17 protein-coding genes and 1 pseudogene are annotated in these 23,200 nt (G+C 61.1%); 14 read left to right on the top strand and 4 right to left on the bottom strand.

Annotated elements, in window-relative coordinates; translation table 11 throughout:
- Window positions 1–338: 338 nt before the first annotated feature.
- Both ON753_RS11335 and fghA read left to right on the top strand, forming a co-directional pair.
- Window positions 339–1,451, top strand: coding sequence for an S-(hydroxymethyl)glutathione dehydrogenase/class III alcohol dehydrogenase (locus tag ON753_RS11335; protein WP_265962619.1), 1,113 nt, complete (start codon window positions 339–341; stop codon window positions 1,449–1,451).
- Window positions 1,452–1,617: 166 nt separating this feature from the next.
- On the top strand, window positions 1,618–2,454 hold the full coding sequence (gene fghA / locus ON753_RS11330) for an S-formylglutathione hydrolase (protein ID WP_265962618.1): 837 nt from the start codon (window positions 1,618–1,620) through the stop codon (window positions 2,452–2,454).
- A 41-nt stretch (window positions 2,455–2,495) separates the two neighbouring features.
- Here the strand turns inward: fghA and ON753_RS11325 are convergent, their stop codons facing one another.
- The 3 genes from ON753_RS11325 to ON753_RS11315 all read right to left on the bottom strand — a co-directional run bounded on the left by ON753_RS11325 (window position 2,496) and on the right by ON753_RS11315 (window position 5,703).
- Window positions 2,496–2,882, bottom strand: a complete 387-nt coding sequence (locus ON753_RS11325) for a DUF423 domain-containing protein (protein ID WP_265962616.1) — start codon at window positions 2,880–2,882, stop codon at window positions 2,496–2,498.
- Window positions 2,883–2,920: 38 nt separating this feature from the next.
- Window positions 2,921–4,963, bottom strand: coding sequence for a M3 family metallopeptidase (locus tag ON753_RS11320; protein ID WP_265962614.1), 2,043 nt, complete (start codon window positions 4,961–4,963; stop codon window positions 2,921–2,923).
- A gap of 131 nt (window positions 4,964–5,094) precedes the next feature.
- On the bottom strand, window positions 5,095–5,703 hold the full coding sequence (locus ON753_RS11315) for a pyridoxamine 5'-phosphate oxidase family protein (RefSeq protein ID WP_265962613.1): 609 nt from the start codon (window positions 5,701–5,703) through the stop codon (window positions 5,095–5,097).
- Between the two features lie 487 nt (window positions 5,704–6,190).
- Between ON753_RS11315 and ON753_RS11310 the strand changes: the two genes are divergently transcribed.
- The 6 genes and pseudogenes from ON753_RS11310 to lhpI all read left to right on the top strand — a co-directional run bounded on the left by ON753_RS11310 (window position 6,191) and on the right by lhpI (window position 12,441).
- A complete protein-coding gene (locus tag ON753_RS11310) occupies window positions 6,191–7,537 on the top strand; it encodes a substrate-binding protein (RefSeq protein WP_265962612.1) in 1,347 nt (448 codons plus the stop codon).
- An 87-nt stretch (window positions 7,538–7,624) separates the two neighbouring features.
- On the top strand, window positions 7,625–8,653 hold the full coding sequence (locus ON753_RS11305; RefSeq protein WP_265962611.1) for a branched-chain amino acid ABC transporter permease: 1,029 nt from the start codon (window positions 7,625–7,627) through the stop codon (window positions 8,651–8,653).
- A 4-nt stretch (window positions 8,654–8,657) separates the two neighbouring features.
- Window positions 8,658–9,794 (top strand): branched-chain amino acid ABC transporter permease, encoded by a 1,137-nt coding sequence (locus ON753_RS11300; RefSeq protein WP_377047001.1) that lies wholly within the window; start codon window positions 8,658–8,660, stop codon window positions 9,792–9,794.
- Window positions 9,795–9,805: 11 nt separating this feature from the next.
- Complete coding sequence (locus tag ON753_RS11295) at window positions 9,806–10,561, top strand: ABC transporter ATP-binding protein (RefSeq protein WP_265962609.1); 756 nt, start codon at window positions 9,806–9,808, stop codon at window positions 10,559–10,561.
- Window positions 10,558–11,336, top strand: a pseudogene (locus tag ON753_RS26810) (ABC transporter ATP-binding protein). The gene ON753_RS11295 and the pseudogene ON753_RS26810 overlap by 4 nt, the downstream one beginning before the upstream one ends.
- Before the next feature lie 160 nt (window positions 11,337–11,496).
- Complete coding sequence (gene lhpI / locus ON753_RS11285; RefSeq protein ID WP_265967131.1) at window positions 11,497–12,441, top strand: bifunctional Delta(1)-pyrroline-2-carboxylate/Delta(1)-piperideine-2-carboxylate reductase; 945 nt, start codon at window positions 11,497–11,499, stop codon at window positions 12,439–12,441.
- 22 nt (window positions 12,442–12,463) lie between these two features.
- Here the strand turns inward: lhpI and ON753_RS11280 are convergent, their stop codons facing one another.
- Window positions 12,464–13,315: a GNAT family N-acetyltransferase gene (locus ON753_RS11280; protein WP_265962608.1), complete on the bottom strand. Its 852-nt coding sequence runs from the start codon at window positions 13,313–13,315 to the stop codon at window positions 12,464–12,466.
- 294 nt (window positions 13,316–13,609) lie between these two features.
- On the opposite strand from ON753_RS11280, the gene ON753_RS11275 reads away from it, so the two are divergent.
- From ON753_RS11275 to ON753_RS11250, 6 genes are all read left to right on the top strand, one after another.
- Window positions 13,610–16,315 carry a caspase family protein gene (locus ON753_RS11275; protein WP_323054723.1) on the top strand — a complete coding sequence of 902 codons (2,706 nt, stop codon included), beginning with the start codon at window positions 13,610–13,612 and terminating at the stop codon, window positions 16,313–16,315.
- A 13-nt stretch (window positions 16,316–16,328) separates the two neighbouring features.
- The gene (locus ON753_RS11270) at window positions 16,329–16,595 is read left to right on the top strand and encodes a hypothetical protein (protein ID WP_265962606.1); all 267 of its coding nucleotides are present in this window, start codon (window positions 16,329–16,331) and stop codon (window positions 16,593–16,595) included.
- 27 nt (window positions 16,596–16,622) lie between these two features.
- On the top strand, window positions 16,623–18,245 hold the full coding sequence (locus tag ON753_RS11265) for a caspase family protein (protein WP_265962605.1): 1,623 nt from the start codon (window positions 16,623–16,625) through the stop codon (window positions 18,243–18,245).
- A gap of 159 nt (window positions 18,246–18,404) precedes the next feature.
- Window positions 18,405–19,091, top strand: coding sequence for a hypothetical protein (locus tag ON753_RS11260; protein WP_265962604.1), 687 nt, complete (start codon window positions 18,405–18,407; stop codon window positions 19,089–19,091).
- Entirely contained in the window at window positions 19,088–21,022 is a 1,935-nt protein-coding gene (locus ON753_RS11255; RefSeq protein WP_265962603.1) for an adenylate/guanylate cyclase domain-containing protein, read from the top strand. Before ON753_RS11260 ends, ON753_RS11255 begins: the two co-directional genes overlap by 4 nt.
- 345 nt (window positions 21,023–21,367) lie before the next feature.
- Window positions 21,368–23,197 (top strand): M23 family metallopeptidase, encoded by a 1,830-nt coding sequence (locus ON753_RS11250; protein ID WP_265962602.1) that lies wholly within the window; start codon window positions 21,368–21,370, stop codon window positions 23,195–23,197.
- Window positions 23,198–23,200: the final 3 nt, after the last annotated feature.

Below are 23,200 nucleotides of genomic sequence, written 5' to 3'. Positions count from 1 at the left end.
GGTTCCGGCCCTTTCGTGGCACCCTGCGCCTCGCCGGCACGTGCATCCCCAAGCGCGGCCATGCATGCCGGGCAAGCAGTACAAAACACTCTAACCGCACTTGAGGCAAACACGTCAATGCGGTCATGATCAGGCGCGTTGGCTCAAAGTCCGCCTGTGCCTTGGGTTCCACCCGCAGTCCGCAAATTGCGGCGGCTCCCGGGAGCCGGACACCCGGCACAACGCGGTTCCTGACCGGTCACGATTGCGCATTACGGACATCAGATGTCGTTTGAGACCTTGCAATAAATGCGAGGGACGGTAACTCTTTCCCGAACATCTGATCAGGAGACTTGTTCATGGAAGTTCGTGCAGCTGTCGCCCTCGGCGCCGGAAAACCCCTCGAAGTCACGACCGTAAAGCTGGAGGGACCGCGCGCTTTCGAAGTTCTGGTCGAAATAAAAGCCACGGGTTTGTGCCATACGGACGAGTTCACCCGGTCCGGCGCGGATCCTGAGGGCATTTTTCCCGCCATTCTCGGCCATGAGGGTGCGGGTGTCGTTGTGGAAGTCGGCCCCGGCGTCACGTCGCTCAAACCCGGCGATCATGTCATCCCGCTCTACACTCCCGAATGTCGCAGCTGCGAATACTGCCTGAACCCCAAGACCAACCTGTGCCAGGCGATCCGCTCGACACAGGGGCAGGGGCTGATGCCCGATGGCAGCTCCCGTTTCTCGACCCTCGACGGTGATCCGATCCTGCACTACATGGGCACGTCGACCTTCGCCAACTACACGGTCGTGCCGGAAATCGCGCTGGCGAAGATCCGCCCCGACGCGCCGTTCGAAAAGGTCTGCTACATCGGCTGCGGCGTGACCACCGGCATCGGCGCCGTCATCAACACCGCCAAGGTGGAAATCGGCTCGCGCGCGATCGTCTTCGGGCTCGGCGGGATCGGCCTCAACGTCATTCAGGGCCTGCGCCTTGCCGGCGCCGACCAGATCGTCGGCGTGGATCTCAACCCGGCGAAAAAGGAAATGGCCGAACGCTTCGGCATGACCGATTTCGTCAACCCGAGCGAGGTCGAAGGCGACCTGGTGCCGTATCTGGTCAACCTCACCAAGGGCGGCGCCGACTACACATTCGACGCGACGGGCAATGTGAACGTCATGCGCACGGCGCTGGAATCGGCTCACAAGGGGTGGGGCGAAAGCATCATCATCGGCGTCGCACCGGCGGGCGCTGAAATTTCCACCCGTCCGTTCCAGCTCGTCACGGGCCGCAGCTGGCGGGGTACGGCGTTCGGCGGCGCAAGGGGCCGCACGGATGTGCCGAGGATCGTGGACTGGTACATGGACGGCAAGATCGAGATCGATCCCATGATCACCCACACCATGCCGCTCGAGGACATCAACAAGGGCTTCGACCTGATGCATGCCGGTGAATCGATCCGATCGGTCGTGCTCTACTGATCCGGCTGCCGGCCATGCTATCATGGCGCCATTGCAGGACCTTGATCCTGTCTCGGTGCCATTTGCCATGACACCGGCAACCAGTTCTGCTGACTGACATGGAAGTTGGCGCGGCCCATAGGCGGCCGCGCCTTTAAATGGCTATTTTTTGCTGGGTGAGGAATTCATGAAAACAGTTTCGGAAAACAGGTCTTTCGGTGGCGTTCAGGGTGTCTACACTCACATGTCGGAGGTTTGCGACTGCGAGATGACTTTCGCCGTCTACATGCCGCGGCAGGCGTGGAACGAACCTGTGCCCTGCCTCTGGTACCTTTCCGGCCTGACCTGCACCCACGAAAATGCCATGGTGAAAGCGGGGCTTCAGGCTCATGCGTCCGAGTTCGGAATCGCGATTGTCTTTCCCGATACAAGCCCTCGCGGCCAGGGCGTTGCCGATGACGAGGCCTACGATCTGGGGCAGGGCGCCGGGTTCTACGTGAATGCGACCGAGGCACCGTGGAAATCGAATTTCCAGATGGAAACCTATGTCGCCAGCGAATTGCGGGATCTGGTGACCGAGAAATTCGAAGTCTCCGTTCACCACGGCATAACGGGCCATTCCATGGGGGGCCATGGTGCGCTGACGCTGGCCATGAAATATCCCGGCCACTATCAGTCGCTCTCCGCCTTTTCGCCCATCGCCAACCCCACCGGGTCGGACTGGGGCCGCAAGCAACTGGGCGCCTATCTGGGGAGCGATGAAAGCCTGTGGACCGCTCACGATGCTTCCCTGGTGCTGAGGGACAAGGGCTGGAGCGGCGATGTTCTGATCGATCAGGGCGCAGACGACCAGTTTTACGATCTCCTGAGACCTGAGTCTCTGGTGGCCGCGCTCGTGGAAACAAGGACGGCGCATGAATACCGGCTGCAGAAAGGCTACGACCATTCCTACTATTTCGTGTCGACCTTCGCACGGGACCATGTGGCCTGGCATGCCGAACGGCTGAACGTAAACCGGCCGTAGGGTGCGGACGTAGCCTGGGGCCGCCCGACAGGCTGTCTTGTCTATCTGGGCAAGATGCGCACGGCGCTGAGTGCGAGCGCCATCCAGCTCGATATGACCAGCATGCCGCCTGTCGGCGCCGCCATTGCAAAAAGCCTGTGCTCCAATACGACGCGGGAATACAGGTCGCTGCAGAAAAGGATCAGTCCCAGCGACAGCAGGATGGGAACAGCCGGCAGAAGAGGCAGCCTGCGTGTCTGTGACACTGCGCCGAGCCCGAGGAAGACGGGCGCATGGAACAGCAGCATCTGGGCCGCGGTCGCAAGGAGCGGCGAGGCGGTTGCATGCGCGGAGAGGGCGAGGCTGGCGACGCCAAGCGCACCCGTCAGGCCGGAGAGAACAAGGCAGATCCGCAAGAAACCAGAGCTGTGTGCCGATGGGTGGGGCATGGGGTCAGAACCTGTTGATCCGCTGTGGCCGGTGTCCACTATGCGGCAAAGCCGCGTTTCCTGAGAAGGGCGTCGATCTTCGGTGCGCGTCCCCTGAAGGCGATATACGCTTCTTCCGGATCCTGCCGCCCTCCCGCGGAATAGATGCAGGTCAGGAGCCTTTCCGCCGTCGCCGGGTCGAAGGGGTCGCTCGTTTCCTCAAAGGCTCCATAGGCATCCGCATCCATCACCTCCGACCACATGTAGCTGTAGTAACCGGCCGAATACCCGTCGCCGGAAAACACATGCTGAAAATGCGGTATGCGGTGACGCAGCGTGATCGCCTTGGGCATGCCGATCCTGGCAAGCTCCCGACGCTCGAATTCCGCGATGTCCAACTGCGCCGGATCGCCAATAAGATGCAGCTCCAGATCAACAAGGGCGGACGCGGTGTATTCGACCGTTTCGAACCCCTTGTTGAAGTTGGCTGCGGCCAGCAGTTTGTCGAGGAGGGGCTTCGGCATCGGTTCGCCGGTTCTGTAGTGAACGGCGAACCGCGAAAGAACCTCCGGTTCCGACAGCCAGTGCTCGTAAAGCTGGGACGGAAGCTCGACGAAATCGCGGGCGACTCCCGTTCCTGAGATGATCGGGTAGGTCACATTCGACAACAATCCGTGCAGGCCGTGGCCGAATTCGTGGAACAGCGTGCGGGCATCGTCGAAGGTGAGCAGCGTTGCCTCGCCGCGAGCGCCTTTGGAGAAGTTCATCACGTTGACGATGATGGGGGTAACTTCGCCGTCCAGCCTGTGCTGAGAACGGAAGGCGCTCATCCAGGCACCGGAGCGCTTTGAGGAGCGGGCGTAGTAGTCTCCCAGGAAAAGACCGACATGCCTGCCGTGCCGGTCCTTCACCTCAAACGCACGTACGTCCGGGTGATACACCGGCAGTCCCTTGATTTCCTCGAAGGAAAGGCCGAAGAGGCGGCCGGCGGTGTCGAATGCGGCCTGAATGATGTTGTCGAGCTGCAGATAGGGCTTCAGCTCCGCCTCATCGAGATCGTGCTCGGCGTTACGAACCTTCTCGGAATAGAACCGCCAGTCCCACGCTTCGATCTCGTGATTCTCTCCGCGGCTGCGCGCCATCTCCGCGAGCTTGGCTTCCTCCTCGCGCGCCTGCATCACAGCCGGTTCCCAGACCCTTGTCAGGAGCCCCCGGACATTGTCGGGCGTCTTGGCCATCGTGTCGTCGAGTTTGTAGGCGGCAAAGTTCTCGAAGCCGAGCAGGGCGGCTTTTTCGGCGCGCAGCGCGAGCGTTTCGGTGATGATCTCGCTGTTATCGGTCCCGCCGCCGTTTTCCCCGCGGGCTGTCCAGCCCTTGAAGGCCTCTTCCCGCAGGCTCCGGTTGGTGGAAAACTGCAGGAACGGCACGATCGACGAGCGGGAGAGGGTGATCACATGCTTGCCTTCCAGCCCGCGCTCCGCGGCCGCCTCGGCCGCCGCGGTCAGCAGGAAATCGGGCAGCCCGGCCCGGTCTTCAGCCGTCTCGAGGACCAGTTGAAAGTCCGACTCGTCCTTCAGGACGTTCTGGGAGAACTGGGTGCCGAGCGTCGCCAGCCGCTGGGAGATTTCCGCGATGCGGGCCTTTCCCGTCTCGTCGAGACCGGCGCCGGCACGCTGAAACATTTTCTGGTACCGCTCCAGTACCATGGCATCTTCTTCATTGAGGCCCAGGCTTTCGCGCTGTTCCCAAAGGGATGCGATCCGATCGTAAAGCCTTGTGTTCAACAGCGTGTCCGACGAATGCCTGGCCAGTTTCGGCGCGATGTCGCGTTCGATTTTCTGCAGTGCCTCGTTGGTGTGGGCGCCGGTCAGGTTGAAAAACACGCGGGCGACCCTCGTCAGCTGCCTGCCGGATTTTTCCAGGGCGACGACGGTGTTCTCGAAAGTCGGCTCGCCGTCCTGCCCGGCAATCTCGTCGATCTCCCTGCGCGCTTCCGCCATCGCTGTTTTGAAAGCGCTTTCGAAATGGGCTGGTTCGATTTCCGAAAATGGCGGCAGTTGGAACGGTGTGGTCCAGTCGGCGAGCAGCGGATTGGCGGTCATGGAATCCTCGGGAAAGAGTTGAATTGGGCGTTGGTCAGATATGGAGCGTCTTTCGCCAGCTTCCAAGAGCCTGATTGCAGCGGCAAGGCGCATCCGGCAAGTCGCCGGAAGGCCTCGCCGCCTGCGGGGTCTTACCACATGCTTTTGGCGGCGCGCTCCGGCCATTCTTTATCGTAGGTTTCGCCGTCGAAGCCTTCCTTGATTTCCTGCAGGATGCGTCCCGGCGTCGGCAGATCTCCCTTGCCGATCCGGACATCCGGATTCCAAAGGCCGGCGCGCATGATGGCCCGCGCGCATTGGAAGTAAATCCTTTCGATCGTGACGACGATGACCGACCGGGGCGGGTTCCCGTCCTTCTCAAAGGAGGCGAGCAGGTCCGGCTCCACGGAAATGGCCGCCTGACCGTTGATTCTCAGAACATTGTTCCAGCCGGGGACCATGAACATCAGGGAGACGCGCGGATCGCGGACAATGTTGCGCAGGGAATCGATCCTGTTGTTTCCGCGCCGGTCCGGCATCAGCAAGGTCTTGTCGTCCCGGATCCGGACCACCATGCCGTCATCTCCTCTGGGAGAGCAGTCCAGTCCTTCCGGACCGCAAGTCGCAAGGGCACAGAAGGACGAGGCTTCGACAATGTCCCGATAAGCCGGACTTAAATGGCCGATTTCCTTGATGAGCGAGGCTTCGCCGGCCATGCCGTAATGCGCGTGAAGTGCGTCCAGGGAAGACAGAATGGTCATGAGAATCGGTCCGGTTGCCGGAAAATTCAAAAGAAAAACGAGAGCCCGGACAATACCTGCATTGGCGATCCAGCGTCAATTTTACTGCCGGATCAGGCTTCTTGTGCCCACATAAAACTTTGGTCTAAGCCATTGAAGCTTGTCCGTAATTGACTATTACGTCAAAGGAATTTCGCGCTGCAATATTGTCTTGAGCTAAGTTAATGTAAAGCTGTAAAAATTGCGATGCTGCAATGCAATAGATGTAATTGCGAGTTCACGCGATTCCGAAATGTTTACTTCCAAAGTCTAATAGGGGGAGGCAGCGTGCGCGTCGATAGTCGTATTGCTGTTTAGTGTTTGATTTTTCTACAGTCATCGAAGCTTGCAGTTTTGGCTTTTGGAGTGCCGGAGATCCGGACAAAGAACGGACCAGAACTGCTTGCGGCTGGACAGATATAGCAGGTGGGGCCGAGGTGGACCCGCCGCGCCTTTCTGGGAGGAAAGTATGAGCTTTATTCGTAAACCCCTTAATCGCCGTTCTATTCTGCGTGCTGGCGCAATGGGTGGTGTTGCCTTGGCAACGCCGACCATCATCACCAGCCGCGCATGGTCGCAGGGCTATCTGAACGAGCCGACAGGGTCTGATGTTGTTTTCGGTTTTAACGTTCCGCAAACCGGTGCCTATGCGGACGAAGGTGCAGACGAACTGCGCGCTTACCAGTTGGCCGTCAAGCACCTGAACGGCGAAGGAGACGGCGGTCTTCTCAACACGTTCTCGTCCAAGGAACTGCAGGGCAACGGCGTGAACGGCAAGAAAGTTGCCTTCGTCACCGGTGACACGCAAACCAAGTCCGATGCCGCCCGCGCATCCGCAAAGCGCATGATCGAAAAGGACGGCGCCATCATGATCACCGGCGGTTCGTCCTCCGGTGTGGCAGTCGCGGTGCAGTCGCTCTGCCAGGAAGCCGGCGTCATCTTCATGGCCGGTCTCACCCACTCGAACGACACAACCGGCAAGGACAAGCGCAAGAACGGTTTCCGTCACTTCTTCAACACGGAAATGACCGGTTCGGCCCTGGCTCCCGTGCTGAAGAACAACTACGGCACCGACCGCAAGGCCTACCACCTGACCGCTGACTACACCTGGGGCTGGTCGCAGGAAGAATCGATCAAGAAATACACCGAAGACATGGGCTGGGAGACGGTTGCTGCCGTCCGCACGCCGCTCGGTGCAGGCGACTTCTCGCAGTACCTCACCCCGGTTCTGAACTCCGGTGCCGACGTTCTGGTTCTGAACCACTACGGCAAGGACATGGTGAACTCGCTGACCCAGGCGGTCCAGTTCGGACTGCGCGACAAGCAGGTCAACGGCAAGGAATTCACCATCGTCGTTCCGCTCTATTCACGCCTGATGGCTCAGGGTGCCGGCGAGAACGTGAAGGGCATTTTCGGATCCACCAACTGGCACTGGTCGCTGCAGGACGAAGGCTCCAAGGCTTTCGTGAAGTCCTTCGGCCAGGAATACGGCTTCCCGCCGAGCCAGGCCGCGCACACCTGCTACGTCCAGGCGCTGCTTTATGCGGATGCTGCGCAGCGGGCAGGAACCTTTGAGCCCTGCGCGATTGCAGCGGCCCTGGAAGGCTTCGAGTTCGACGGGATGGGCAACGGCCCCACCCTCTATCGCGCTGAAGACCACCAGTGCTTCAAGGACGTTCTGGTCGTGAAGGGTAAGGATAACCCGACCTCACAGTTCGACCTTCTCGAAGTCGTGGAAGTGACCCCGCGGGCCCAGGTCGAGTATCCGGCCGACATGCTCGGCGGCGAACTGGGTGCGTGCAACAACGGCGTATGATGCCTTGAAAAGAGTGGCCGCCGGCGAGTGACTGCCGGCGGCTGCTCTACTTTTGGGGCGCAAAGTCAAGCAACTAGCGGCAAAACAATGGATGTCTTTCTTCTTCAATTGCTGAACGGCCTCGACAAGGGCGGCGCTTATGCGCTGATCGCCCTTGGACTGACGCTGATCTTCGGCACCCTCGGGGTCGTCAACTTCGCCCATGGGGCACTCTTCATGCTCGGCGCGTTCTGCGCGGTCGCCTTCAACAAGTTTCTTAGCCTGGAAGTCATTACGACGGATCCTGAACGGACCACGGCCTGGGGCACGCCGCTGGAGATCCGCACGCGCTACGTCGAAGCCTATCTGGGCGACATCGGCGCCTGGGTCGTCAATTACTCGGTTCCCGTGTCGATCCTGCTGGCCATTCCGGTCATGCTCCTGGTCGGCTTCGTGATGGAACGGGGCCTGATCAAGCATTTCTACAAGCGGCCGCATGCGGACCAGATCCTGGTGACCTTCGGTCTGGCCATCGTTCTGCAGGAGATCATCAAGTCGATCTTCGGCGCCAACCCGATCCCGCAGCCTGCACCGGATGCAGTGCGCGGCGCGGCTGATATCGGGGCCGTGTTCGGGTTCGATCCCGGCGTGATCGTCTACCCCTACTGGCGAATGGTCTATCTCGGCTTTGCCGCTGCCGTGATCGCCGCCGTCTTCGCCTTTCTGCAGTTCACCACATTCGGCATGGTCGTTCGGGCCGGCATGGCGGACCGGGATACGGTAGGACTGCTCGGCATCCACATCGAACGCCGCTTTACGGTCGTCTTCGCGATCGCGGCCGTCGTCGCCGGTCTCGCCGGGGTGATGTACACGCCGATACTTCCGCCGGACTATCACATGGGCATGGACTTCCTCGTGCTCAGCTTCGTCGTCGTCGTCGTCGGGGGCATGGGCTCTCTGCCCGGTGCCGTTGCTGCCGGCTTCCTGCTCGGCATCCTGCAATCCTTCGCTTCAATGAACGAAGTGAAAGCCATCCTCCCGGGCATCGACCAAATCATCATCTATCTCGTTGCAGTGGTCATCCTTCTCGTGCGTCCGCGCGGGCTGTTAGGCCGCAAAGGCGTCATGGAGAACTAATAAAATGGTCACCAAATCATCTCCTGCGCGCGATCTGATTTACTTTGGAATCTTTGCTGCCGCTGTGCTTACAATGCCGTACTGGCTGGCGCCGGTCGGCGCCGGTTATCCGGACCTCCTGCAGAAATTCGCCATCTACGGACTGTTCGCCACTGGCTTCAACATCCTGTTCGGCCTGACCGGATACCTGTCCTTCGGCCATGCGGCCTTCCTGGGCGTGGGCTCCTATACCGCCGTGTGGACCTTCAAGCTCCTCGGCATGAACCCGCTTCCGGCGGCGGTCATGGCGATCCTTGCATCGGGGGTCTTCGCACTGTTGATCGGTTATGTGTCGCTGCGCCGCTCGGGCATCTACTTCTCGATCCTGACGCTGGCCTTCGCGCAGATGTCGTACAATCTTGCCTATTCGGTTCTGACGCCGATCACCAATGGCGAGACGGGACTGCGTGTTCTGCGCTCCGACCCGCGTCTGTTCGATGGCAATGGCGGTGCCGACGGTCCGCTGATCGCGAACCTTTTCGGCATCGACATGATCGGCTATCCCGGCTTCTACTTCTGTGCGGTCGTGATGCTGATCGGCTTCTTCATCGCGCAACGCATCTTCCGCTCGCCCTTCGGCATCATGCTGCGTGCGGTCAAGACCAACCAGAACCGGATGAACTACACCGGGCTGAACCCGCGTCCCTATACGCTGGCCGCATTCGTGATCTCCGGCATGTATGCCGGTCTGGCCGGTGCGCTGCTGTGCATCACCGACCCGCTGGCCGGAGCGGAGCGCATGCAGTGGACCGCATCGGGCGAGGTTGTTCTGATGACCATCCTGGGCGGGGCGGGCACTTTGCTCGGACCGATCTTCGGTGCCGTGTTGATCAAATACTTCGAGAACATCTTCTCGGCCTTCAACGAACACACGCTGAACGATATTTTCAGCTTCCTCCCGGACTTCCTGCAAGCGCCCGTCGTTGCGGTCTCCGGCCTGTTCGTCGGGGAGGGCTGGCATTTGACCCTGGGGGTCCTGTTCATGCTGATCGTGATCTTCCTGCCTGGCGGCCTGATGGAAGGCTTTACCCGGATCGGGCGCTTGTTCAGGCGCTCGCCCGACAAGGGTGAACCGAGCGGCGCCACCGCGCCAGCCGAGTAAGGAACAGTTTGATGGAAATTCTCAAAGTCTCGGGCGTTAACAAGGCCTTCGGCGGCCTCAGAGCCCTCAATGACGTGAATCTTGCAGTCGAGGAAGGTACGGTTCACGCCATCATCGGTCCGAACGGGGCCGGCAAGTCGACCTTGCTGAACTGTTTCGTCGGCCGCCTGATCCCGGATACCGGAACCGTGATGTTCGGCGATGTTTCGCTGATCGGATTGAAAGCCCACCAGATCAACCAGGCGGGAGTATCGCGGGTGTTCCAGACCCCGGAAATCTTCGCCGACCTGACGATCCTGGAAAACGTCATGATCCCCACCATGGCAAAGCGCGACGGAGTGTTTGCGCTCCATGCGTTCAGGCGTCTCGACAGTGATACCGAGATCCGGGACAAGGCGCTCCACATGCTGGAGGATGTTGGCCTGGTGGAAAAGCGGGACGTTGTCGCGGCATCGCTTTCGCGCGGCGACAAGCGCCGCCTGGAACTCGCCATGTGCCTGGTTCAGGACCCCAAACTGCTTCTGCTTGACGAGCCGACCGCAGGCATGTCCCGGGCCGATACCAACAACACGATCGATCTCTTGAAGCGCCTCGGCGACCGTGGGATCACCAAGGTCGTGATCGAACACGACATGCATGTGGTATTCTCGCTGGCGGACAAGATCAGCGTACTCGCGCAGGGCACCGTGATCTGCGAAGGCAAACCGGAAGAGATCAAGGGCGACCCGCGCGTGCAGGAAGCCTATCTGGGAGGAGCGCACCTGTGAGCGTACATGAAAACCAATTCTCCGGAACACCGGCTTCGGGCACTCAGCCGCCGAAGGCCGAAAGCACAGAGCCGGCATTCTTCTCCGCCCGGGACCTGCACGCCTATTATGGCGAGAGCTATATCGTGCAGGGCGTCAGTTTCGACGTGCGGGAGGGTGAGATCCTGGCACTGCTCGGCCGCAACGGCGCGGGCAAGACCTCGACCTTGCGGACCATCGCCCGCATGGATAATCCCAATTTGACAAAGGGCGAAGTGTGGCTGGACAACCAGCCTCTGCACCAGATGAAGAGCTACCAGGCAGCTCGCAAGGGTGTCGGGCTGGTGCCTGAGGACCGGCGCATCATCCAGGGACTGACCGTTCAGGAAAACCTCGAGCTGTCCCAGATCGCCGAGCCGAAAGGCTGGTCGATCGAGCGGATTTACGAGCACTTCCCGCGTCTCGCCGAGCGCCGGCAACAGGAAGCCGTGACGTTGTCGGGGGAGAGCAGCAAATGCTGGCCGTCGCACGTATTCTGGCGCGCGACATCAGGCTGCTGCTGCTGGACGAACCCTATGAGGGTCTGGCACCCGTGATCGTGCAGGAAATCGAGCGCATTCTCGAAGGGGTCAAGGAACTCGGCATCACCACGATCATCGTCGAACAGAACGCCATTGCGGCACTCCATCTGGCCAGCCGCGCAGTGATCCTCGACATGGGCGAGGTGGTGTTTGACGGTTCGGCGCAGGAAGTTCTCGACAACGCGCAGCTGCGCCAGGAATACCTGGCAATCTAAGCCAGGAATAATCCCACCACGACTTTGCACGGCCGGCGCTCTGCGCCGGTCTTTTTTTCAAAAATGCATCGGATGCTGCCGGTCATCGCCGTTACTTGGATTGACCGGACGAATGTGGTTTGTTGCCCGGTATGTCCCACCCGATACCGATTGGTTCCTGATGCTGCTCCTGTCCGAAGAACAAACCCGCGATGCCCTGCCTTTCCCGGATCTGATCGACGCCCTGGCGGAGATCTTCCGCTCCGGTTGCGTCATGCCAAAGCGCCACCACCACGACATGGAGATCCCAGGTGAACCGGACGGGACCATGCTTCTGATGCCCGCCTGGGTGCCCGGCGGATACGCCGGCGTGAAGGTTGCCAACGTGGTGCCCGGTAACTCCGGGCGCAATCTTCCCGCCGTTTCCGCGCAGTACCTGCTTTCCGATGCGCGCACGGGGCAAATGCTGGCGCTGATCGACGGCGGTGAGTTGACCGCCCGGCGCACGGCGGCGGCCTCCGCTCTGGCGGCCAGCTATCTGGCGCGCTCCGATGCCAGGCATTTGCTCGTGGTGGGAACCGGACGGCTCGCTCCCAATCTGATTGCCGCCCATATGGCAGTCCGTTCGATCGAGGAAGTCACGATCTGGGGCAGGTCCGGGGAAAAGACCGAGAAACTCGTGCGCAAACTGAGGGAACAGTTTCCGGCAAGGATCGAGGTGGCTGAAGACCTGACGGAGTCGCTCGGCAAGGCGGATATCGTCAGCGCGGCCACCTTGTCCGTGGACCCACTGATCAGGGGCGCTGCCTTGAAGGCCGGCACTCATGTGGATCTGGTCGGAGCTTTCAAACCCAACATGCGTGAAAGCGATGACGATCTCGTCAAACGGGCGGAAATCTATGTCGATACCCGCGAAGGCTGCCTGTCCGAGGGCGGCGATATCGTCCAGCCGCTCCAGGCGGGGTTGATTTCGCCTGAGGATATCAAGGCGGATCTCTATGAGCTTTGCCGCGCGGACCATCCGGGCCGCCAGTCCGATGAGTCCATCACCATGTTCAAGTCCGTCGGCGCGGCCCTGGAGGATCTGGCAGGCGCTATCCTCGCCTACAACAATGTGAAGCGCTGAACGCAAGACCCGTTCAGTGCGGCTAACCCAGTTCGAAGGTGGTGATCCCGAACGTCTGGTCGAGCGGCAGGTCGGGTGCCGGCCCGCGATACATGCGGAAGGTTTCGAACTCCGGTGAAAGTTCGTATTTCTCGGCAAGCAGAAGAGCGGCTGCATTGGGTTCGGGCGTGTCCAGGATCACCGTCCGGCCCTTCACCTGCCCGGCGAGCGCCCGGAACAGCGTATCGGCGACGTCGGGCGTATCGGCAAAAAGCGGTCCGATCTTGAAGCCGTCATCGCATTGCCGGATGACGCCGTAGCCTTTTACCTCGCCGTTTTCGGCAAAGGCAAATCCGCGGCGGGTTTCGAACATCGGCGCGGTCCAGAGCCTCAGGAATTTTTCTCGCGGGGCCGGGAAGAAGCGTTGGTCATAGTCGCGGATCGATGGAAAGATCCCCTGGCCGAGAGGTGCGATCCTCGGATCCATGGGTGTGTCGCACACCGACATGCCTGCCTGGCGGATGTTGCGGTAGGCCGGCTTGAACCCGTGCTCCGCATAGCTTGCCGTCTGTTCCTTGACGGCGTCGAGACCTGTCAGCCGGGAGCCGAGATAGGCCATGGCATGGTCCCAGATCTGATGGCCGTAGCCCTGTGCCCGGTGTTCCTTCTTGCAGATGTAAAGCCCGATGAAGCCGAAATCGTCGCCGTAGCGGATCGCCGAAATCACATTGACGAGTTCGCCGTCGATTTCGCCCGCGAAAAAGCCGTCCGGATCGGCGGCGTAGAAGGCAGGTCCGTCCTCAAGGCCCGGGTTCCAGCCTTCGTCCTTCGCCATATCCAGTGCGATCTGCATTTCGTTCTGTTGCAAGGGGCGGATCTTGAGAACTGCTGACATCTTGTCTCCGGGAAATCGGTCTCTTTAAAAACATTCCCTGGCAGCGTAAAATACCTCGCATGGAATTGAAATCCGCCCGTCAGCGGAAGTTTGAGGCGGGATGGACTTATGTTTGTTATATTCCGGGTGCTGCTTGCGTCGGTGCCACAAGTGTGCATCTCTTTACTTCAAGTCAGTTTGACACGGGGGGCACCGTCGGTGTTTGAGCCGGATCGGTTTGAGTGTGAGCTTCGTCACAGACTGTCTGCTGCTTAAGCGTGAAAGTGTCGTGCGGTTGAATGCCACGAGGACGTCATGCAGGAATGGTTTTGTCTATCAGGTAATATGCGGTTGGCCGGCAAAGCGCTTTCAGGACCAACGGCCGGTCTGCGCCGGGCTGTTCGGACTTGTCTGATCGCACTGCCACTCGGCCTTGTTCTGGTCGCTGCGAATGCAGTCGCCGCCACGGACGAGGGGCGCAGGGTCGCTCTCGTGATCGGTAATCAGGATTACCAGTTTGTCGAGCCCCTGGTAAATCCGCTGAACGATACCAAGGAAATCGCAAGGGTCCTTCGAGAAGCCGACTTTGAAGTCACGCTCGGGATCAACCTCGACAAGAAGGAGCTTGAGGAGGTGGTCCGCCGCTTCCTTCGTGAGCTCGATGACGGCGACACGGCTCTGTTCTATTATTCAGGCCACGCCCTGCAGGTGGGGGACTCGAATTTCATCCTGCCTGTCGATGCCAAGCTGGCATCCCAGTACGATCTTGAATTCGAGAGCCTCAAGGTTTCCCATCTGCTCGATTACATGAAGGCCGCGTCCAGCCTGCAGATCGTCATGCTGGATTCCTGCCGCGACAACCCCTTCGAGATTGCCAGCCTGTTCTGGGGAGAAGAGGAATACTCCCTCGGCAAGACGAGAGGGCTGCGGCGGATCCCGAACAAGCTGGGGTCTTTCATTTCCTATGCCACCCGGCCGGGCCAGGTTGCCTATGATGGCGACGGTCCCATGAGCCCGTTCACCTCGTCCGTCGTCGGAAACGCCCTTGATCCCGCGCTCGAGATCAAGGACCTGATGACCAAGGTGCGTGAAGAGGTGGTACGCAAGACGGGCGGCCAGCAGATCCCGTACGAGGACTCCACGCTTGTCACCAACTTCTATTTTGTTCCTCCCAAGCCCAAGCCGATCGTGGTCGCCCATCACCGCGTCAGCGTCCCGGCAACCGGTGAAGCGGTAGCGCTCAACATCCCCGAGCCGGTCCAGCCGGAAGGCGGGTCTGTCGAGGCCAGGCTGACCCTGACACCGGGAAAGGGTGAGTTGCGCTTGCCCGGCGGCAGGACCGTGGCTGAAGGCGATGTGCTCCAGGCGTCGGAACTCGCCAGCCTGGAATTCGTGCCGACCGGCGCCGGCGCGGGGGATGTTGAGCTGATCGGTTATGAAGCGCAGGATCAGTGGGGCGGCACCGTTTCGGCAATTGCATCCATTACCGTTGCCCAGGCCGACGCTCCGGCAGAAGAGGACGCGAAGACTGAAGATCAGGACCAGCGCCTGGAAGCTCTGCTCGCCTGGCTGAGGGAGAAGTCGGTGGCCGGTGCCGTGGAAGCGGATATCGGCGTCGGACCGGTTCCGGTCTATCCCGATGTGCCCGCCGAAGGCGTGGCAGCAACCAGCAACTGGCTGAAGGTGGTTTCCGCCGACAGCGATCTGCAGCTGTCGTCGGAAGGGCGTCTGCTTCAGGCCGGAGACCGTTTCCCGGTTTCAGCACTTGCTTCGCTTACCGTCCGCCCGCAGATCGGCAGCGAGAGGGAAGCCGGACAGTTCGAGCTTGAACTGCCGGGCGAGGCCGGCGCCGCCGGGACGATTACACAGATCGTGCAGCCGCGCGTGACCCAATGCGATCAACTGGCAACGCAGCCGTTCGATCTTCAGGCGGTGACCGAAGGCCGGCTGGCGAACGACCTGGACCCGCAGGCGGTCGAAAAGGCCTGCGCCGAGGCTAACGCCGCTTATCCGGAAATCGGCCGTTTCGTGTTCCAGCGCGGACGCGGGGCTTTTGCAGCCGGCGACCTCGAGCAGGCCAGCGCCTATTTCGAACAGGCCTACCAGATGGGTCATGTCCGCGCCGGACAGGTGCTCGGCCGCATGTATTATCTCGGCGCGGGCATTGACCGCGACCGGGAAAAGGCGGTGGAGCTTTACCGCAAGGCCGCCGAACGCGGAGATCCATATGCGCTCCATTCCCTTGGCATGGCCGAAATCAGGGGCGAAGGCACGCCCCAGAATGAAAAGGCGGGCCTGGAAAAGCTGCTGCAATCCGTCGAGGCCGGACACACCTTCTCGTATAACGCCATTGGCGGCTTTTACCTTGGTGGTGAGCATGTCGGCGAGAATGTCGATCGCGCCGTCTATTACTTCAACCGGTCGGCGGCCCGCGACGACATTTACGGCTATCTGAATGTCGGCACGCTCTATCGCGACGGCAAAGGCGTGCCGCAGGACTACGAGGCCGCACTGGGCTGGTTCAAGAAGGCCCATGAAGGCGGACACCCAGCCGCCGGAACGGCGATCGGGCTGCTCTACTACAACGGCCAGGGCGTTGAGAAAGATCCTGAAGAGGCAACCAGATGGTTCCGCGAAAGCGCTCAGCGCGGCGATGCCTGGGGGGCCTTTAACACGGCCTTCATGCTGGGCCAGAAATCAGGGGAAGCCGCGGGCCGCGACCGGATCAGGATGCTGGCCATGGCTGTGGCCGTCGACCCGTCCTCTCCGGCTGCCGAACAGGGCAGGGATGCCCTCGGCAAGGCGGACCGAAGGCTCAAGGGCAAGGTTCTGCAGCAGGCTCTTACCGACCTCGGCTATGAACCGGGGCCGATAGACGGGCAGCCCGGCCGGAAGACCCGGGAGGCCCTGTCGGAGTTCTTCGAAACCACTGGACACAAACCGGTTGAAGGGGACGAGGCTATGATCGCGTTGGTCAAACACCAATGGGAACTAGACCGTCCGCGCTACGATCTATTCTAGGGAGAGAGTTATCATGCGTTCGCTATTTTATGTGATTCCCGTTGCGGGCCTGACCACATTGTTGATGACGGGCTGCCAGCTACAGCAACCACGCAATATTCAGCCGGTTACCACGAAGCCTTATGTCGCGCCGGCCAAGACAAAAGCGAAAACAACCACAACAGCACCCGTATACGATCCCATCAACGATCCGTCCCTTCGTGACAATGACAGTGGCGGTAGCGGCGGTGGCGGCGGTGGTGGTGGCCCAGGCGGTGGCAGTGACAGCGGATGGGGCTGAGCAGCATCCAGAGTTGAAGAGACATTCATGTACCACAAGTCCTGGACCAGGGGGCGACGCTGGATCGCGATGGCGACCCTCGGCGGCCTTTGCCTGCTGCCCCTTTCTGTCTCCTCCATGGCCGGAGAATGGCGCGCGCTGGTTATCGGCATCGATGCCTATGAGCACGTGTCGCCGCTCAAGGGCGCGGTCAATGACGCGCAGGACATTGCGCAAACGCTGAGGGCTGCAGGCGTCAGCGACCTCACCATGCTTCTCGATGGTGATGCCTCGCGCGCCGCCGTCCTGTCTTCCTGGCAGGAGCTCGTTTCCAGATCTGCCGAAGACGATATTCTCGTTTTGTCCTATGCCGGACACGGGGCGCAGGAAGCCGAATGGGCGGAGGGATCGGAAGAGGACGGACTGGACGAGGTCTTTCTGCTCGCCGGTTTCGACGTCACGGCTCCGGGGAACGGGGAAAGGCTCCGGGATGACGACATGGCGGCCATGTTACAGGCAGCCGAAGGGCGCAGCGTGCTCGTTCTTGCCGACAGCTGCCATTCCGGCACGATGACCAGGTCCATAGATCCTCGGATCACGCGGCTCGGTACCCGGCTGGTGAGCCTGCCGCCCTTTGAAAACGACGTGCTGCGCTCGCAGCCGCTGCACCCGGTTCTGGCAAATTCGGAAGGGACCGGCGAGGACCTGCAGGAACTGCCCAATGTGATCTATGCGGGCGCGACGATCGACGGCCAGGTGATTCCCGAACTTGTTATCGCCGGACAGCCGCGCGGCGCCCTGAGCTGGGCCTTTGCGCGCGGGGTTGAGGGCCGTGCCGACCTGGACAAGGACGGTGGTATCTCCATGGAGGAACTGGGCGTCTTCCTGCGCGAAACCGTCCGGGTGGCGACGGAAGGGCGGCAGTCGCCGAGCCTCACCATCGGCGGGGAAACGCGCGCGGCCGTGCTTCCAAGGGTGAAGGACGACATCCTGCAACGCGACGGCAACGTGCTGACACTTGCCGCAAGCACCAGCACGGCCGGTCCGATTCTCGAAAAGCTGTCCCGGCAGCACAGGGAACGTCTGGAAGTCACAGACGACGGGAGCGCGGATCTTTATTGGGACGTCGAAGAAGGGGATGTGCTGACCAAGTTCGGCGACGTGGTGCTCAGGAACGGCGCAAACAATGCCGACGGCTTTGCCGATGTGGTCACCAAATGGGTCTTTCTCTCGGATCTCTACGCTCTCTCCCTGAACCTGAAGCCCATAGAAGGGAAGCTGCAGCCTTCCGTCGGACACATCCCGGAAGGCTCGCCGTTCAAGGTCGGCCTTACATCCGACCAAGGCGGTTACATGGCCGTCTTCGGACTGGAAGCGGACGGCACCTTGCGCCTGCTTGCCCCAAACCGCAAGGCGGACCCGCTCGGCAAGGACACGTCGGTCGAAGCGGGTGAGCCCTACGTTCTCAACCTGAGGGCTGCGCTGCCGTTTGGAGCCGATCATATCGTCATGGTGCGCTCGGCCGGCCCCATGCCGCAGCTTGTCGGTGTTCTGTCCGCACTCGACGGGAAACGGCTGGGCGCCGAACTCCTGCCAGGTGTGCTGGACCTGATCGAGGAATCCGCCGATGCTGTCGGCATTGCCGCGGTCTACACGCAGCCTGCCGGATGAGGCGCGGGAAGCGCTTATCCTGTTGCTGTCCAAAACTCTTTTATGTGACCATAACCACACTGGCATAGCGTTTCTCTGGTATAAACGGATCATGAAACACCGGGGCGAGATCCGACGAAGGATCGCACGGTGACCGGATCAAAAGCTTGGGAGTAAGCCATGATACATTCGCTTAAACGCCACCGTGTCCCACGAAGTTTGCAGTTCGGCGGAGTAGCGGCGGCCCTTGCAATGGGTGCAGCCCTGATGCCCGGCTCAGCGCTCGCCGGCCCGATTGCACTGGTTCTGGACAAATCCGAAAACATCGACGTGTCCGCGTTTGCGGAATTGATGCCGGGCGACGTGGTGGACCTGGGATCATCCGGCCATATCGATCTTCTCGACTATGCCGCTTGCCAGGAGGTTCGCGTCAAATCGGGGGTTCTCTCCGTGTCGTCTTCCGGTTTTGAACTGGAGGGGGGCGAGCAGGAAGTTCTCAGGGACGGCAACTGTCTTCAGGCAGAGAGCGGGTCGGCTTCACAAGAAGCGGACAAGGGCCTGACGGTCACACTGCGCGGCCTGACGCTCGACAACAAGAAGGCGGCTTCGCTGATGCTGCGCTTCGACGACAAGCTCCGGGAGGAATACGACACTGTCTTCGTGTCCTTTGAAGGCGGTGAGCCAAAACGTTTTGACGTCCTGGACAATATCCTGACCGACATGCCGGAACGGGAAACGGAAGATGAAGCGGTCGATGTCGAGCTGTTTCTGCAAGGAAAGGCCCCGGACTATGGCGTGGTCATGCGCAAGTTCACCATCGATCCGGACCAGGTCGGCCGGAAAACCGCAGTTGTCATCGTGAAATGACATTCGGCGGCCGGTTTGCGGATGCAGCCTTTGGCCGGAAGACGCTTTTAGCCGTCATCGCATCTGTCGCGGTCAGTGCCGGCATCGCTATCGGATTGTCCGCGCAAGGGGCCATCTGGGAAGGCTGGGTCATAGACCGCCTGTTTCAGATCCGGGCCCTTATGAGGGATCCGCAGGACACCGTTCCTGCGCCGGTGGCGGTGATCGGTCTGGACCGGACGGCACTGGACTCCGAACGGCTCGCACCGGTGCCCCGCGTCCTCATGGCCCCGGTCTTCGCCGAAGCCGGCCAGGCGGTTCTCGACGCCGGCGCTACCGCACTCGGCTACGACTTTGTTTTTGCATATAGCGCGGACGCCTTTGTCGATCCCGTAACGGGCGAAGCGCGCCTGAAGGGTTTTGACCAGCCATTTCAGCGGTTCCTCTATCAGAACAGGGGCAAGGTATTCATTGCACACACCGAAATCGGTGTGCCGCACCGCTCCTTTACGGCGGCTGCGGGCGCCGGCGGTGTCAGGTCGGTAACGATCTCGTCGGAAAACGACGGGGTGGTGCGCCGCCATCTTCCCCATCCACCTCTTTCGCAATCGCCCGCACTCATCGATGCCCTGATCGCAATGACGGGCGCCGAGGTTTCGCAGGAATACACCGCGGTTCCCTCCTGGAGACTTGCGACCTCCGTTCCCTACATGTCTCTGCTCGACGTTCTGAACATGAAGGAAACCGAGGCGGGCAAGGAAAAGCTGAGACGCTTTGTCGAAGGGCGAATTGTGCTTTTCGGGGGTCTGTTGCCATACGAGGACGAGCATCTCTATTCCGATCGGTTCCTGCCGCATTTTCCGCTGGAAATGTCCGAAACCGGCGAGAGCGGCCGGCCCTGGGTTCAGTCCGAAACCGCCGGCGTCTTCATTCTTGCAGATCTCGTCGGCTCGGCACTGTCCGGCAGAATGGCGGTCGCACCGCCACCTGGCGTCATTCAGGTCCTGGCCTTCGGATTTGCCGCAGCCGGGGCGCTCGCCGCGCTGTTCCTGCCGCTGTTTGCCATGCCGTTGGTGGCCGCGGGCGGCGTTGCGCTCGGTCTCGGCCTCTCTCTGGCAGGCCTCGACTACGGGCTGCTGCTCGCGCCGGGCGTGGCGCCGGTTGCATGCGTTAGCGCAATGGTTGCCGCTGGCGTCGGCAAGGTCGGCATTCTCCAGCGCCGGCAGCGTTCGCTCGTGCGCCTCTTCGGTCACTATCTGGCGCCGGATGTCATCAAGCGCATGGCTCAGTCGGAGCAACTGCCTGAACTCGGCGGCGACACGCGGCAGGTCGTCGTCGCCTTCATCGATATCGTCGGCTTCACCAAGATGTCCGAGACCCTGGCGGATCGGGATGTGGTCCGCGTGGTGAATTCCTGTTTCGACGCCATCGGCCAGGTGATCACCAGGCATCAGGGCTACATCGACAAATATATCGGCGATGCGGTCATGGCCGTCTGGAATGCGCCAAACACGGTCGAAAACCCGGAGCAGGCGGCGGTGGACAGTGCCCGCGAGATCGTCGACCTTCTGGATCACATGAGATCGATTACCGGCCAGAAGTCTCTCGACCTGCGCGTTGCGCTCAATGCCGGGCCGGTGCTTGTCGGAGATATCGGCGGCGAACACCGCCGGTCGTTCACCGTCATGGGTACCACCGTCAATACCGCCAGCCGGATCGAAGCCGTTGCAAAGGACAAGAAGGTCCGGCTGGCCGTCAGCCAGTCCGTCGCCGACAGGCTTCCCCGCTCTTATCCCATCAAGGAAATCTGGACGGGCCAGTTACGGGGCCTCAGCACCGATCTGACCGTGTTCACGCTGGACGTTCCCGAGATGTATATGGAAAATACCGAAGCAGCGCCGGATGGAAGCTCCAAGAGCGGATCGGGAAAGCTCTTGAACTTTCCGCGCTAGCAGTCAGTGCTCATGAAGCGGGCGGTTCGGAACAGACGCGGGAGACCGGAGTCCTTGGGGAAGTGGAACAGACATGGCTCACGGAAAAACTCTATGATCCGGTTTTGCATCTTCGTGTTTCATCCGGCATGATCATGCGACCGGCGCAGGCTGAAAGCGCCCAGCCAAGGTGTCATGATGGCTCAGTGGCCTGACAATCAAAATCCCGGTGCACATCGCCCTGAATTTGACCGGACTGTCATCCGGCCGTCCGGTCAAAAGCCCGGTTCGTCGGAAGGCGGCGGCAAGAAGCGTCCGGACCAGCCGTCGAAACCTGCCCGGACTCCCGGGAAGAAGCGCTCTCCAGTGGTTCTTTATGCCGCCCTGGCTGCCGGTTGCCTCGTCCTGGGCGCCGGCGTCGGCGGCGTTGCCCATCTGATCCTGTCCGGCGCGATCTCGCTGTCTCCACCCCAAGAGCTTGCCGGAGACCAGAGCGCCCAATTGACCGGGGAGCCGGAAGGCCCTCCGCGCGAGGCGGAGCAGCAAGAGGAAGCGGAGACGCAGGCACCCGCTGATCCGCTCGAAAACACTGCCGAACTTGTCAATGACGAAGAACTCGATATTCCCGCCGACCCGTTTTACGACATGGCGGTCTCGGCGGTCATCCCGCTCGCCGGCGATCCGGTTCTGCTGAGCGCCGGTGCCGCGGCCCGGCGGATAGAACTGTCCGAACGTCCGGTGCCCGCATCCACGGGAACGAACGACGCCGCGGTCCTGCCGGCAGCCAACGCCTATGTCCTGGACAGCCAGATGCTGGACGACAGCGGTGACCTGGTGATCCGTGCTCCCGGCAGCGAGGCGGACTTCCAGTTCGGCAATTTCGGCGGCGGCGAGGATGCGGACGGCATCGTGGTTGAAGAAGACAGCGAGGCGTCGCAGGGTCAGTCGCCCGACCTTCCGGTTTTTCTGAAGCCGCCGACAGATACGCTGAACCTCTTTTTGTCCGAACGCCCGATCGGCCAGGGTCCAAGCCGCATCGAAGTCCGGACCGAGATCACCGAGGCGCAGACGCTTGAAACGTTTCTGAAGGAAGCCGGCTTCGACGAGGACGTGCTCAAACCGTTGCTCGAATTTGCCGAAAGCGAGTTCCAGAAAGGCGATCTTGTTGCGGGCGACAAGATCGCGGTGCGCGGCATCAGGATGCCCAACAAGGTCGGCCGCATCGGCGACTATTACCGGCCGGTTCAGGTGTCGTTCTATTCCAGTGAAGGTTACGCCGGAACCGCCGCCTTTTCCCTGTCGCGGGACGGGCCGGCCTACGTGCACGGCGCTGATCCCTGGTTCGGAAAAACCATCGCGCAGGATAAGATCGCGTCAGATGATGCCGCGTCCGGTTCGGACACAGCGTCGTCCAAGAGCCACCGCCTGATCGACGGGCTCTACGCGACCGCGGTCCGCAATGCCGTTCCTGCGTCGATCGTGGGCGAGGCGATTGCCTATCTGGCGCCGACGACGGATCTGAAGCGTGCGATCAAACCCGACGAACGGTTCACCCTCGTCTTCACCGACGTTCCCCGGGACGAGAAGCGGGGCGGGGGCAGGGTGCTCTTTGCGGGAGTGCGCAGAGGCGATGAATGGTCCGTCCGCTGCTATGTCTTGAAGGCGCCGGGGAACCGCGGTTTCGCCTGTGTCAGCGAGGGCGGCAAGGTCAGCCTGTCCGGGGCAATGCTGGTTCCGGTCAAGGGCGTTCTGACATCGAAGTTCGGCATGCGTTTCCACCCGATCAAGAAGACCCAGCGGCTCCATGCCGGTGTCGACTGGGCCGCTCCGACAGGGACACCGATCCGCGCTGCATTCTCCGGCAAGGTCACTTATCGCGACGTCAGGGGCGGGTACGGCAATTTTATCGAGTTGACCCACAAGGACGGCATCTCCAGCCGCTATGCGCACATGCACGAATATGGCGACGGCATTCAAATGGGATCTGTCGTCCAGGCCGGCGACCTGATCGGCTATGTGGGCACGACAGGCCTGTCGACAGGGCCGCATCTGCATTTCGAGATCCGCCAGCGCGGCGAGCCGACCGACCCGCTGGCCTTTGAAATGGAAACCGGCGCGGATGCGTCGCAGTCGGTGGCAGGCAGCGATCTCGAGGAGTACCGGGTTGTTATCGCGGATATCTTGAGCGTTCAGTGACGA

Source organism: Roseibium salinum, from assembly GCF_026240905.1.
Taxonomy (GTDB): Bacteria; Pseudomonadota; Alphaproteobacteria; order Rhizobiales; family Stappiaceae; genus Roseibium; species Roseibium salinum.
The sequence above is the reverse complement of the archived record's forward strand: the minus strand, read 5'-3'. Positions and strand labels throughout refer to the sequence as shown.

Bases quoted from the DNA above. Each gene is read 5' to 3' on its own strand.
- ON753_RS11320 (WP_265962614.1), bottom strand. From the start codon at position 4,963: ATGACCGCCAATCCGCTGCTCGCCGACTGGACCACACCGTTCCAACTG.
- ON753_RS11270 (WP_265962606.1), top strand. From the start codon at position 16,329: ATGCGTTCGCTATTTTATGTGATTCCCGTTGCGGGCCTGACCACATTG.
- ON753_RS11260 (WP_265962604.1), top strand. From the start codon at position 18,405: ATGATACATTCGCTTAAACGCCACCGTGTCCCACGAAGTTTGCAGTTC.
- ON753_RS11325 (WP_265962616.1), bottom strand. From the start codon at position 2,882: ATGCCCCACCCATCGGCACACAGCTCTGGTTTCTTGCGGATCTGCCTT.
- fghA (WP_265962618.1), top strand. From the start codon at position 1,618: ATGAAAACAGTTTCGGAAAACAGGTCTTTCGGTGGCGTTCAGGGTGTC.
- ON753_RS11255 (WP_265962603.1), top strand. From the start codon at position 19,088: ATGACATTCGGCGGCCGGTTTGCGGATGCAGCCTTTGGCCGGAAGACG.
- ON753_RS11315 (WP_265962613.1), bottom strand. From the start codon at position 5,703: ATGACCATTCTGTCTTCCCTGGACGCACTTCACGCGCATTACGGCATG.
- ON753_RS11280 (WP_265962608.1), bottom strand. From the start codon at position 13,315: ATGTCAGCAGTTCTCAAGATCCGCCCCTTGCAACAGAACGAAATGCAG.
- ON753_RS11335 (WP_265962619.1), top strand. From the start codon at position 339: ATGGAAGTTCGTGCAGCTGTCGCCCTCGGCGCCGGAAAACCCCTCGAA.
- ON753_RS11300 (WP_377047001.1), top strand. From the start codon at position 8,658: ATGGTCACCAAATCATCTCCTGCGCGCGATCTGATTTACTTTGGAATC.
- ON753_RS11295 (WP_265962609.1), top strand. From the start codon at position 9,806: ATGGAAATTCTCAAAGTCTCGGGCGTTAACAAGGCCTTCGGCGGCCTC.
- ON753_RS11265 (WP_265962605.1), top strand. From the start codon at position 16,623: ATGTACCACAAGTCCTGGACCAGGGGGCGACGCTGGATCGCGATGGCG.
- ON753_RS11275 (WP_323054723.1), top strand. From the start codon at position 13,610: ATGCAGGAATGGTTTTGTCTATCAGGTAATATGCGGTTGGCCGGCAAA.
- lhpI (WP_265967131.1), top strand. From the start codon at position 11,497: ATGCTGCTCCTGTCCGAAGAACAAACCCGCGATGCCCTGCCTTTCCCG.
- ON753_RS11305 (WP_265962611.1), top strand. From the start codon at position 7,625: ATGGATGTCTTTCTTCTTCAATTGCTGAACGGCCTCGACAAGGGCGGC.
- ON753_RS11310 (WP_265962612.1), top strand. From the start codon at position 6,191: ATGAGCTTTATTCGTAAACCCCTTAATCGCCGTTCTATTCTGCGTGCT.